Origin of the sequence: Mesorhizobium sp. C416B, assembly GCF_030323165.1 — a bacterium.
Lineage (GTDB): Bacteria > Pseudomonadota > Alphaproteobacteria > Rhizobiales > Rhizobiaceae > Mesorhizobium.
On the sequence record NZ_CP100471.1, the window covers coordinates 3,235,531 to 3,247,931 of the forward strand.

Here is a 12,401-nt window from a genome sequence, read left to right on the forward strand (position 1 = left end):
TTTAGTCCCGCGCCGCCAGCGCCGAGCGGATCAGCGGGGCCGCCTCGGCCGGGTTCGCGCCGACTTCCAGGGTAAATGTCGGGACGGCTTTGACCAGCGTTGCGATGGTTGCCATGCGGCGCTTCTGCGCCGGCAAAAGGCCGGTCATGCCGGTCCTGACATTGTCGGTGGCAAGCGCCACCATGGCGTCTGTCCTGGTCATGGGCACGAGCCGGGTTTGCGCGTCCGCCGAGCGGGCGAGATGAAACAGTGCCGCAACCGGTCTGCCGACAGTTTCCTCGATGCGGATGATCTCGGCGAGACGTTCCAGCGAGACGGCCTGCTCGCCATTGGCGTCCCATTTGTCGCCAAGGCAAGGCGCCACGAAGGGCAGCATTGCCGCGGTGTGGCGGTGGACCTTCACCTTGCGCGGCAAGCCCCAGGCCGTGATGCCGCCACCGGCCAAAACCTTGAGGATCATGGCGTCATCCGAGCACAGGCCGAAACCTTGCGACGCCAGCGCCAGCGACGTCGTCGACTTGCCGGTGCCGCTCGGCGCATGGATCAGCACGAGCGCCTCGCGGCCGGGCAATGTCAGGCCGGCGGTGTGCAGCATGTGCTGGTCGCCGGCATCAAGTGCTGCATCCAGCACCATCATCAGCACCGTCCATTTGACCTTGGCATCGGGATGGACTCGTATCTCGGCCCAGCCTCCATCGGCATTGATCGAGACGGTCTGCAGGCCGGGAAAGACCAGATGAACGGTGCCGCCACCGTCGATCAGCCGGCAATGGCCGCCCTCCGGCACCTCGCCGTCGAAAGCGAGTTTTCCGGCAGGCGATTCCGGTAACTCCCGCGTCTCGACGATGTCGACGCGGAAATCGGGCTCGACCGGCCCGCTCACGCGCAACGTGCCGAGCAAGAGGTCGAAGCTCGGCCAGAGATCGGCCCGCGAGGCCGATATGCTGATGACCTGGCCCTGGAGATCATAGCAGAAGGTGGTCGCCGGACCGGTCAAGCAGCGTGCGCCTTTCCGGCATCGGCGTGATGGCGATAGATCTGCACCATGCCGGGGAGGCTGTCCGAGACCACCGGGCGGCCATCGAGACAGACCCAGCAATGGGCAGACATACGCGGCGCCTGCATCGACTTCGGATCGACGCCGAAGCGCAGATCCGGATCGAAGCCGGCAAAGCGCAGGAAGCGGTGGGCGAGCAGGCCCTCGCGCAGGCATCTGCGGTCGCGCATCAGCCAGGGGTGCCGGACGGTCCGGTTGACGGCAGCGACGATGTAGGCTGACGACAGGCCGCGATAAGGGGTGTGTGCGCTGAGCGGCGCCCATTTCAGCACCGATTCGAAGCTGCGGCGGCCGATCAGGGTCGGCATCAGCCGCGCGCTTGCCCATAAATGGACACGAAACAAAGCGCGCAGGAGAACGCCGTCCACCATCAGGGAGCCGGGTCGGCGAGAATGCCTTCGCTCACCAGTTCGGCGGCCAGCGCCGCCATGTCCTGGTCGAGCGTGCCCTTGTCGACCTCGAACTCGTCAGACAACAGGACGACGATCTGGTCAAGGCTGCGGGCGCCGTCCACCTTGTCGAGAAAGGCTTCGGTGGTGCCGTTGCAGGTGTAAAGCTGGCCGCTGCGCGCCAAGAGCACGACGGCGCCATCGCCGACATGCTGGACCGAGGCGTCGTCCGCCAGCCGCAGAACCATTTCAGAACCGATTTGGGCCATGGAGCCCCTCCACCATTTTCCTGGAGAGCAGATAGCGCGGCGATGCGGGTCTGTCCATTGCGCGGACGAGAGGGAGAACAGGCCGGCCTGACCGTTCTGTGGCAATCCGGCAACGCCACCATGATTCAGAGCCTGAGAACAGGGAAGCACCCCAGAAATAGTCGGTGATTGCAGCTGGGAATCACCGCCGCAAACGGTCAAGCCAGCTATCTCGCAGGGTCAAGGTCTTGCTTTTCTTACCTAAAGTAAGCTATGGAGTCGCGGGGTTTTGGGAGAGCATTGGGTATGCGTTACAACTGGGAGCGGGCTCCGACCGCGTTCGAACGTCATCGAAAAGCATTGGCAGCCGCCATATTGATCGCGGGTGGCGTCGGGCTGATGCTGGCGGCCTTGCCGCTTTAAGACCTGATATCCGACACGAACGCCCTGCTTTCTCCGGGCGCATGAGCTTTTTCTGCCTGCCACAAGACGGGCCGCGGCTTAGCGTGCATGGCCGGTTACGGCGATGAAGCGGCGGTCGCGTCCTTCGAAGCCCTGGCTGAAGCGCTGCACCAGCACCGCCACTACCGCCGGCCTGCCGGGCGGGGTGTATTCGTAGGATTCCGACAGGCTGTAGGAAGTCGGGCAGTTGCGCGAGCCCGGCACGGCCTTGTCCTCGTGCAGCACCTTGAACGGCTTGCCGTCCTGCCCCTGCAGCGACAGGCGGAAGCCACGCGCCTTGCCCGTCTTGGCGCCTTGAAGTTTCTTTTCGCCCTGAAGTGTCTTGTCGCTCGGAAGAGCCTGGTCGCTTGGCTTGGCGTCATCAAAGCTTGCCGAGCAGTCCGTCTTGCTGTCGGCCAAAATCTCATCGAGCTGGATGGTCGAAATCTGTGTTTCGCCATAGAACGGCGACAGCCATTTCTGCGCGGCCTGCTCGAGGCGGGGGATGTCGTTGTACTCGACCGTGTCGTCCGGGAAGGTGAACCTGTCGGAGGCCGTGCGCGTGCCGCGCTCGGCGATGCCGTATTTGGCCAGGATTGGCGCGGCCTGCTTTGCGGCCTGCGCCCGTGCCTGCTCCACCGTTGTGGTCGCCTCTTCCGATTCATCGAGGACAAGGATCGGCTTGCCGCCGACGAACTCGTCTGTGCTTGTGTCGATGATGTCGATCTGCGACCAGCCGGAAACGGCAGCGTCGAGCTCGCCATATTGCTCGAAGGCGAAATATTTGCCGTCGGGGGAAAAGCCGATGATGCGCCGCGCGGCGGCATCGCCGGCCTGGGCGGCGGAAACGATCGTCAACAGCAGCGCTGCTCCAACGGCAGATCCAACCCCGTATCGTACCGTCATTGCGCGCCCTGCCCCGATTTCAAACCCGGCCATGGTGCCTGCAATTTATGGCCAAGGCGAGATCGGCCAAGCCCCAAATTTCGGGAAAGACATGGCATTTGGGGAAAGACGTGGCCGGGAAAACCCGCATAGGCTATTGCAAGATAGAGAGTTTTCCCGAGGAGGGATGAATGGCGTCACGCTACCACGAGGTCTATGACGGCTGGAAACGCGACCCGGAACAATTCTGGGCCGATGCGGCCGAGGCGATCGACTGGTATTCGCCGTGGACCAGCGTCTTCGATGCCAAGGCCGGCGTTTACGGGCGCTGGTTCAACGGCGCCAGCTGCAACACCTGCTTCAACGCTCTCGATCGCCATGTCGCAAGCGGCCGCGCCGACCAGATCGCACTTATCTACGACAGCGCGATCACCGGCACGGTCAAGAAATTCACCTATGCCGAATTGAAGCGCGAAGTGGTAGCGCTGACTTCGGTGCTCAAGAACCGCGGCATTCACAAAGGCGACCGCGTCATCATCTACATGCCGATGGTGGCCGAAGCGGCGGTCGCGATGCTTGCCTGTGCCCGCATCGGCGCGGTGCATTCGGTGGTGTTCGGCGGCTTTGCCTCGCACGAGCTCGCCACCCGCATCGACGACGCCAAGCCAAAGCTGGTCATCTCCGCGTCCTGCGGCCTGGAGCCTGGACGTGTCGTGGCCTACAAGCCGCTGCTCGACAAGGCGATCGAAATGTCCCGCCACAAGCCGGACGCCTGCCTGATCCTGCAGCGCGACCAGCTGCGCTGCGATCTGAGGGAGCATTACGATATCGATTTTGCCGACGCCGTTGCCCGCGAGCGCGCCGCGGGCGCCAACGTCGATTGCGTTCCGGTGCTCGCCACCGACCCGCTCTACATCATCTACACCTCCGGCACGACCGGCCAGCCTAAGGGCATCGTGCGCGACAATGGCGGCCACATGGTCGCGCTCAAATGGACGATGGAAAACGAGTTCGGCGTCAGACCGGGCGAAGTATTCTGGGCGGCCTCCGATGTCGGCTGGGTGGTCGGCCATTCCTACATCGTTTACGGACCGCTGCTGCATGGTGCGACAAGCGTGCTGTTCGAGGGCAAGCCGATCGGCACACCCGACGCCGGCACCTATTGGCGGGTGATCGCAGAACACGGCGTGGTCGCGCTGTTCACCGCGCCGACGGCCTTCCGCGCCATCAAGGGGCAGGACCCCAAGGGCGAATTCGTGCCGAAATACGATCTGTCGAAATTCCGCACTCTGTTCCTGGCCGGCGAACGCGCAGACCCGGAAACCATCAAATGGGCGGAGCAGAAACTCAACGTGCCGGTGGTCGATCATTGGTGGCAGACCGAGACCGGCTCGCCGATGACCATCAACCCGGCGGGCCTCGGCCTGCTGCCGGTGAAATACGGCTCGCCCGGCGTGCCGATGCCGGGCTACGACATTCGCGTGCTCGACGATGCCGGCCATGAAGTGCCGCGCGGCACACTTGGCAATGTGGTGGTGAAACTGCCGCTGCCGGCCGGCTGCCTGCCGACGCTGTGGAATGCCGACGAGCGTTTCCGGCAAGCCTATCTCGAGGAATTTCCCGGCTTCTACAAGACGGCCGATGCCGGCATGATCGACGAGGACGGCTACCTCTATGTCATGGCGCGCACAGACGACATCATCAATGTCGCCGGACACCGGCTGTCGACCGGGGCCATGGAGGAGGTGCTTTCAGCGCATCCCGATGTTGCCGAATGCGCCGTCATCGGCGTCGCCGATGTGATGAAGGGCCAAGTTCCGCTCGGCTTCGTCGTGCTCAATGCCGATGTGTCGCGCGATACCGCCGTCATCGAAGGCGAAGTGGTGGGGCTGGTGCGCGAACGGATCGGCCCGGTCGCAGCCTTCAAGACCGTGGTGACGATCAAGCGCCTGCCCAAGACGCGCTCCGGCAAGATCCTGCGCGGCACCATCCAGAAGATCGCCGACAAGGAAGAATGGACGATGCCGGCGACTATCGACGATCCCGCCATTCTTGACGAGATCACCGCGGCGCTCAAAGCCCGCGGCATCGGGGTCTGACGGCCCCAGTGGCGTTGTTCCAGCGATCCAGGCCCCCCCGGCCGGCGCCGCGCGAGCGCCTGGAAATGGATATGGACGACACCGTCGTCTACGCGATCGGCGACGTGCATGGCTGCTACAAGGAATTGCTGTCGCTGGAGCAGAAGATCCAGCTCGACGCGCTGCAATTTCGCGGCCGCAAGATTATCGTCATGCTCGGCGACTATATCGATCGCGGGCCGCAATCGGCGCGCGTGCTCGACCACCTCTTGGCGCTGCCGCCAACAGGGTTCCTGCGCGTCTGCCTGGCGGGAAACCACGAAGTGGCCATGCTGAACTATCTCGACGGCTATCTGTCGCGGGACCGCTGGCTGGCGGTCGGCGGCCGCGAGACTCTGTTTTCCTATGGGGTCGATCCGGCGCGGCTTGCCAGCCTCTATGCCTCGAGCGACGCGGTCGACCGGCGCGTGAAGGAGGTCATTCCGGCCAGCCATATCGACTTCCTGCGCAGCCTGCCGGTGCTGCTCTGTTCGGATAAATTCGTTTTCGTCCATGCCGGCATCAGGCCGGGCATCGACCTGGTCGCACAGGATGAGCAGGATCTGCTCAACATCCGCGACGAGTTCTTCAAGGCCGCACATCTGCTCGACCGCCTTGTGGTGCATGGGCACACGCCGGTCGATATCCCCAGGCTTGACGGGCGAAGGCTCGGCATCGACACCGGCGCCTTTCAGAGCGGACGGCTGACAGCGCTCAGGATCGCGGGTAAGTTCGGCAAGCTGATCTTTTCCTGACCTGCCGTGCTTCTTCGTTTGAGCGTGATCTTTTCCGAAAACCGGATCCGCTGTCCGGATCACGCTCCTTTTCAGGATCGCGCTCCGTTCAGGCGGCGGTCTTGGCTCGCACGTCCGATTTCTCCAGATAGTAGGTCGAATAGCGGTCGAAGAACTTCTCCGAGCCGCCGAGCGAGCCGTATTTCGGCAGCTTCTTCAGATCGACCTTGTTGAGCACGGCGCCGACGACCTTGCTTGCGACGTAGGGTTCCTGCTCCAGCAGCGAGCGCACCATGGCGCGCGGCGTGCGGCCCCATTCGGCAACCAGCACGAAGCCGTCGACCAGCGGCGCAAACGCCTTGGCGTCGACCACGGGGCCGAGCGGCGGCAGGTCGACGATGATGTACTCGAACGTCTCCTTGGCGTTGTCGATGAAGCGCCGCATGCCGGCCGACGACAGCAGCTCGCTGGTATGCGAGAATTGCCCACGCAGCACGGCCGGGATGATCGCCAGCTTGGTCTGGCGGTCGACTTTGCCGACCGACTGCCAGGTCTGGCCGTTGACCACGGCCTCCATCAGCCCCTGCTCGGCTTCCATGCCGAGGTTGCGGCTGAGGCCAGGATTGCGCAGATCGGCGTCGATCAAAAGCGTCTTCGAGCCGTTGGCGGCCAGCAATCCGGCGAGATTGGCGGCGACCGTAGACTTGCCCTCGCCGGGCAGGACCGAGACCACGCCTATGACCCGGCTGCCTTGCCCTTCCATGACGACGTCGAAGGCGATCTTGGCGTTGCGCAGCGTTTCGGAGAACATTGATGCCGGCGCATCGACGCTGACCCGCATGCGCGCCCGTTTCTCGGCCGCCGACAATGTGTTGGCGCCTTTGGCATCCGCCGCACCGCCGTCGGCGTCCTTGCCGAGCCTGCCGCCGATCATCGGCAAATAGCCGAGGAATTTGAGGCCGACGCGATCGCGAATGTCCTCGCCGGTCCTGAAGAAGCGCTCGTTGAACTCATTCAGGCCACCAAAGCCGGCGCCAAGCAGCACGCCAAGCACCAGCGACAGCGCCAGCACCCTGGAGGTGCGCGGGCTCGAGGCGGAAAGCGGCGTTGAGGCATCCGAGATGATGCGGACCTTGCCGACCGGGAAGGATTGCTGCTGCGAGGCCTCCTCGTAGCGGCTAAGGAAGGTCTGGTAGAGCGTGGTCAGCGCCTGCGCCTGCTGGTCGAGTTCGCGCAGTTTGACCTGGCTCTGGTTGTCGATGGAGCTCTTGCCGGCCGCGTCGGCGATCTTCTGCCTCAGTGAGGTCTCGCGTGAAAGCGCGACTTCATATTCATTGCGATAGCTTTCGGTCAGTTGCTTCAACTCGCCGAAAATCTGGGTCGACAGGTCGGCCTTTTCCTTGGCCAGCGCCACCGCCTGCGGATGGTCGGCGCCGAAATTGGCCGTCACGTCCTGCAGCCGCTTGGCCACTGCGAGATAGCGGGTCTTGAGCGTTGCAATGACGGAGCTTGCCGGCTGATCGCTTGAGATGGCGGAATCGTTGAAGGCATTGTCCGAGCCGCTTTCGACGATGGTCTTGTATTGCTGATAGCGGGCGCTGGCGCGCGCCGTATCGGCCTGCGCGACGATCAGTTGCGCGGTGAGATCGGCAATCTGCTTGTCGCTGATCAGCTGGCCGTCGCTGTTGGCGGCCAGACCATGCTCGGCCCTGAATTTCTCGACCGCCATAGCGGCCGCCTGTGAGTTCTGACGAAGCTCGGTCAGCCGGCCCTGCAGCCAGACCGCAGCGCGCTCGGTGGCGTCGAAGCTGGCATTGAGCTGGTCGGCGAGATAGGCGTCGGCATAGGCCTTGGTGATGGCGGTGGCGAGCGCCGGATTGGTCGACTGGTAACCGATGGCGAGCACATAGGAGCGGCCGTTGCGCTGCGCCAGCACCTCGCTCTGCAGCTTCAGCACGGCATAGTCGTGGCGCGCCGTCTGCATCATGGCCTGGCGTGTCGCCTCATCGACGTTTTCCATGCCGGGAATCTGCTCGGCGGAACTTGAGCGGAAATAGCCGATCACGCCGCGCACGAAGCCGATGCCCTTGACCAGCGCCGATTGCGGCGGGTTCATGAACTCTGCGTTCTGGTCGAGTTTCAGCTTGTCGACCACCACCGAGGCCAGCCGCGCCGAGGTGATGATTTCGATCTGGCTGAGCAGGGCGGCGTCGGTCTGCATGGTGACGGATGCAGCCGAGATGTCGTCGATGACCTTGTTCAGGCCTTCGTCGATCAGCACGCTGGCGACCGACATGTATTGCTTGGGCGTGGTCTGCAGATAGAGCAACCCCAGGAACAGGCCGATGATGGCGCAGACCGCCACCACCTTGACCTGACGCGCCGCCATGCCAAGCAGGCGCTCGACGTCGATGAAGTCTTCACCCTTTTCCTGATCGGGGTTGGGCAATGGCATCCTCTTGTCGAGAGGAAAGCTGGCATAATTCATCTTCGATCCAATTCTAGGTTACAGGCGCCGGAGCGAGACGGGTCAGGTCCCACCTCGTCCGAAGCTGCGGAGATCGGGGGCAAGATATGCAACGCAAGCTTCATGCCATCCGGCGCCGGGCCTGAGCGGCCAGGCGTGCAGGCATGAGCCGCGCCATCGTCCAAACGCATATGCCCTCGAAAGATGGGCATTATGCGGCCACTTCCTGACGCTCATGCGACCGCACGAACGCCTGCAGCATTTCCAGCACAGGTCCCTTCATGTCGTCGCGCGCCAGCGCGAAGGCGATGGTCGCCTCTATGAAGCCTTCCTTGGAGCCGCAGTCGAACATGCGGCCATTGAAAGGCTGGGCAAAGAAAGACTGGCTTTTCGCCAGCCGCACCATGGCATCGGTAAGCTGGATTTCGTTGCCGGCGCCGCGCTGCTGGTTGCCCAGCAGCGAGAAGATCTCGGGCTGCAGGATGTAGCGGCCGTTGATGTAATAGTTCGACGGCGCATTGGCCGGCGCCGGCTTTTCGACCATGGCCGTCACCTCGAAGCCGCTGCCTGTCTCGGCGCCGCGCCCGACGATGCCGTATTTGCTGGTCTCGCTGGGATCACAGCGCTCGACGGCGATCACATTGCCGCCGGTCTGCTGATAGAGATCGACTGTTTCAGCCAGGCAACCTCGGCGACCGAACGACACCATATCGGGGAGCAGCAGGGCGAAGGGCTCGTCGCCGATGACTTCGCGTGCGCACCACACCGCATGGCCGAGACCATGTGGCGACTGCTGGCGGATGAAGCTGGTGGCGCCGGCCACGGGCAGCATGCTTTCGAGCGCCTCCAGCTGGGTCTTCTTGCCGGTTTGTTCGAGCGTTCCAATCAGTTCGGGGTGCAGGTCGAAGTAGTCCTCGATGACAGCCTTGTTGCGGCCGGTGACGAACACGATGTGCTCGATGCCGGCTTCGAAGGCCTCGTCCACCGCATATTGGACGACCGGCCGGTCGACCACGGGCAGCATCTCCTTCGGAATCGACTTGGTTGCCGGCAGGAACCGTGTTCCAAGCCCCGCCACAGGGATGACTGCCTTCCTGATTTTCTTCATCGCAAATTCCTTCTGAGCAGATCGATTTCAGCCTGTTGCAGGCCACGAACAAACGTCTTCATGTACTCGCCCTCCTTACTCCGCGCCGACAGCAAACTGCGCCGCCACCCTTTTGAGGCGGACGGCGATCGGCATCGACATGTGCCTGACAGCCGCCGGATCACTTAGCGCGGTGCGTATCGCTTTCAACGGCGAACGCGCCTTGATGTGCTGGACCAGCGACAGGAACGATGCCGCCTTGCGCAGGCTGCGGGCGCGTTTGGCGAAGGCGGCCGCAGCAGCAGCGTCCATGGAATTGGTCTCGGCGAAGACCGCGTCGGCCTTGCGCATCGCCTCGATATGGTGAAGCTCGAGCACGCGCGAGATCGAGCCCGTGCGGATGTGGTAGATATAGCCGGTCGTCGGCTCGACCACGCATTTTCCGCCCTTGGCCAGCGCGTTGGCGAGCAGGATGTAATCCTCGCCTATGCTCAGACTTTCATCATAGCGAAGCCCGTTTTCGATCAGGAAACGGCGCTGGAAGATCGGCTTGAGATAGCCAAGGTTGAACGTGGATTCGAAAACGATGTTGCCGGCGATGTAGTCGGCGAGCGTGATTTCACGCAGGCCCTCCAGATATTCGGCGGGAAACATCGTCGCTTCGGCAATGCTTTCCTCGCGCACCACCTGGAGGTTGTCGACGGCGATTACAGCGCCCGCGCTTTCGGCCCGCGCGATCATGGCGGAAAGCCGCCCGGGCAGGACGGCATCGTCGGAATCGAGCACCGCGATCCAGCGGCCGGAAGCCAGTTCGAGCCCGGCATTCCTGGCGCCGCCAGGGCCACGATTTGCCGGCAGCGCAACCACTTTGACGACATCTTTTGGATAGGCTCTTGCGACGTCGAGCGTGTTGTCGCGCGACTGATCATCGGCGACGATGATTTCGACGCTGACATCGCGCTGGGCCATGGCGCTTGCGATCGCCCGGTCGAGCGTGGCCGCGGCATTGTAGGCTGCGATGACAAAGGAGACGTCAGGCTGCACGCTTGCCTCCTTGCTGCGGGGAAGACAGTCCGTATTGGCGAATTTCGCTGATACCGACGAGGCCGCTGACGACGCCGACATGCATGATGCCGCGCAGCACGCTGCGGTTGCGGCGGACCGGGCTAATCGCGGTCAACGCCGCCATGCCGAAGCAATAGACGGCCTTGGCCGAGGCAAGGCCGACAGCCTTCGCACGCTCTATCACGCCTGCGTCATGGCCGATGAGGTGGCCATGCGTCTGGCCGAAGCGGAAGCGGCGGCGGCGCAGCCAGTCGAAAGCGGCTCGCGAACGCGGCACGACTTCCTCGACCCACGCCTCCGGCGCAAAGGCGATTCGACCGCCTGCCTTGACCATGCGGTCGAAGAATTCGGTGTCTTCGCCGCCGCTCTGGCCGCGCGCCAGGCTGAAACGACGGTCGCGCAAGCTGTCGGCGCTCATCCTCAAAAGGACGTTGCAGGTGTAGCCGGTGCGGATTTCGCCCTGCACCCAGACCGGCAAGGTCGAATGGAAATCGCCCTTGCGCATCCAGTCCGGCGCATCCGGGCGGTAGAGCGCCCGCACCGGACCGAGCACGGCCTCGGCGCCGCTTGTCTCCGCGATAGCAATCAGTTCGGCCAGCCATTGCCGGGAAGCGGTTTCATCGTCGTCGATGAAGGCGAGAAAATCGGCCGTGCTGGCATCAAGACAGGCGTTGCGGGCAACCGAGATGTTGCGCGCCGGGGCGTGCCGGTAGCGGGCCACGAGCTTCAATTCGCTCGCCAGCGCGGTCACCAGCGGCTCGGCGGTCGGCTCGTCGTCATTGTCGGCGACGATGACGCCGATGCCGAAACCGGCAGGCATATCCATGGCAGCGAGCGACCGCAGCGTGTCGGCCAGTTCCGGCCGCCGGAACGTGCAGACGCAGATGTCGATTCGGCGGCTGTCGGCGACCATCATGCCACCCCGCGCTGCGATCGCGAGCCGAGCAGTTGCAGCCAAAACCCGAGCGACCAGCCGAAATGCATGACCATCGCCGAAATGCCCGCCAGCACATTGTTGGGATTGCGCTGGCTGATGGCGGTCACAGCGCCGTAGCCCAGACAGACCGAAGCCCAGACCAGCAGCGGCACCGCCGCCAGCCAGTGGATAAAGGAAAATACCGCGAGAAGGACGACCGGCGCCACCAGCAGCGGGATCATCTGCCGAACTTTCGGGATCATGCGGTGCTTGAGCACATTCTTGGCGCGGCCGCGGCCATAGCCGAGATATTGGAAATACAGGCCCTTCAGCGACGAACGCGGATAGTAGACCATCTGCGTCTTGCCGCTCATCCAGATGCGGTAGCCTGCCCGGCGCAGGCGGTAGTCGAGTTCGGCATCCTCATTGTGGCTGAAGGTCTCGTCATAGCCGCCGACCGCGGTGAAGGCCGAGATCCGGATCAGCGCGTGATGGCCATGGTCCACCCATTCGCCGGCCGAGAAGTGCCGATGCTTGGAGCCGCCGGTGCCGAGCTTGGAATTCTGCGCCGCCGCGACCGCTTTCTGCACCGCGCCGCTGCCGCTGGTCAGCATCGAGACGACGACCGAATCGGCTGAAGTGGCGAGCGCCTCCTCGACCAGCCGGTCGCAATAATCGGCGGGATAGCCGCCATGGGCATCGATGCGGATCAGGTATTCGGCGCCGTCACCGAGGCTGGCGACGGCGAGATTGATCGCCGCGCTCTGGATACGTTTTGGGTTGTGCAGGAGGACGACCTGAGGGTCCTTGGCCGCAACCGCTTCGACAATGGCCAAAGTACCATCGGTGCTGCCGCCATCGGCAACGACGATGCGGGCGCCGAGCCTTAGCGCTGCCGGCCTGAGCTGCTCGAGCAACGCGCCGATATGGGCTGCCTCATTCAGGCACGGAATGACGATCAGGCTTGGCGGCAGCGCTTCGGTTTGCGTCATCGG

The 12,401-nt window shown here is 63.6% G+C and carries 11 protein-coding genes; 2 read left to right on the forward strand and 9 right to left on the reverse strand.

Annotation, left to right across the window (positions count from 1 at the left end; translation table 11 throughout):
• Position 1: 1 nt before the first annotated feature.
• From NLY43_RS15760 to NLY43_RS15775, 4 genes are all read right to left on the reverse strand, one after another.
• A complete protein-coding gene (locus tag NLY43_RS15760; RefSeq protein ID WP_023711250.1) occupies positions 2 to 997 on the reverse strand; it encodes a phosphoenolpyruvate carboxykinase (ATP) in 996 nt (331 codons plus the stop codon).
• Positions 994 to 1,428: a lasso peptide biosynthesis B2 protein gene (locus NLY43_RS15765; RefSeq protein WP_023707798.1), complete on the reverse strand. Its 435-nt coding sequence runs from the start codon at positions 1,426 to 1,428 to the stop codon at positions 994 to 996. Before NLY43_RS15765 ends, NLY43_RS15760 begins: the two co-directional genes overlap by 4 nt.
• Positions 1,428 to 1,715, reverse strand: coding sequence for a PqqD family protein (locus NLY43_RS15770; RefSeq protein ID WP_023684213.1), 288 nt, complete (start codon positions 1,713 to 1,715; stop codon positions 1,428 to 1,430). The genes NLY43_RS15765 and NLY43_RS15770 overlap by 1 nt, the downstream gene beginning before the upstream one ends.
• Before the next feature lie 480 nt (positions 1,716 to 2,195).
• Positions 2,196 to 2,993: a DUF2259 domain-containing protein gene (locus tag NLY43_RS15775; protein WP_245264018.1), complete on the reverse strand. Its 798-nt coding sequence runs from the start codon at positions 2,991 to 2,993 to the stop codon at positions 2,196 to 2,198.
• A 218-nt stretch (positions 2,994 to 3,211) separates the two neighbouring features.
• Here NLY43_RS15775 and NLY43_RS15780 point away from each other — a divergent pair, with 218 nt between their 5' ends.
• Positions 3,212 to 5,119: a propionyl-CoA synthetase gene (locus tag NLY43_RS15780; RefSeq protein WP_023711252.1), complete on the forward strand. Its 1,908-nt coding sequence runs from the start codon at positions 3,212 to 3,214 to the stop codon at positions 5,117 to 5,119.
• Between the two features lie 71 nt (positions 5,120 to 5,190).
• Positions 5,191 to 5,892 carry a metallophosphoesterase family protein gene (locus NLY43_RS15785; RefSeq protein ID WP_023689995.1) on the forward strand — a complete coding sequence of 234 codons (702 nt, stop codon included), beginning with the start codon at positions 5,191 to 5,193 and terminating at the stop codon, positions 5,890 to 5,892.
• An 88-nt stretch (positions 5,893 to 5,980) separates the two neighbouring features.
• Here the strand turns inward: NLY43_RS15785 and NLY43_RS15790 are convergent, their stop codons facing one another.
• The 5 genes from NLY43_RS15790 to NLY43_RS15810 all read right to left on the reverse strand — a co-directional run bounded on the left by NLY43_RS15790 (position 5,981) and on the right by NLY43_RS15810 (position 12,398).
• Complete coding sequence (locus NLY43_RS15790; protein WP_023689994.1) at positions 5,981 to 8,359, reverse strand: polysaccharide biosynthesis tyrosine autokinase; 2,379 nt, start codon at positions 8,357 to 8,359, stop codon at positions 5,981 to 5,983.
• Between the two features lie 190 nt (positions 8,360 to 8,549).
• Positions 8,550 to 9,446 (reverse strand): UTP--glucose-1-phosphate uridylyltransferase GalU, encoded by an 897-nt coding sequence (galU, locus tag NLY43_RS15795; RefSeq protein ID WP_023668795.1) that lies wholly within the window; start codon positions 9,444 to 9,446, stop codon positions 8,550 to 8,552.
• A gap of 75 nt (positions 9,447 to 9,521) precedes the next feature.
• The gene (locus NLY43_RS15800; protein WP_031199261.1) at positions 9,522 to 10,469 is read right to left on the reverse strand and encodes a glycosyltransferase family 2 protein; all 948 of its coding nucleotides are present in this window, start codon (positions 10,467 to 10,469) and stop codon (positions 9,522 to 9,524) included.
• Positions 10,459 to 11,403, reverse strand: coding sequence for a glycosyltransferase family 2 protein (locus NLY43_RS15805; RefSeq protein ID WP_198025453.1), 945 nt, complete (start codon positions 11,401 to 11,403; stop codon positions 10,459 to 10,461). Before NLY43_RS15805 ends, NLY43_RS15800 begins: the two co-directional genes overlap by 11 nt.
• Positions 11,403 to 12,398: a glycosyltransferase family 2 protein gene (locus NLY43_RS15810; protein WP_023711254.1), complete on the reverse strand. Its 996-nt coding sequence runs from the start codon at positions 12,396 to 12,398 to the stop codon at positions 11,403 to 11,405. Before NLY43_RS15810 ends, NLY43_RS15805 begins: the two co-directional genes overlap by 1 nt.
• Positions 12,399 to 12,401: the final 3 nt, after the last annotated feature.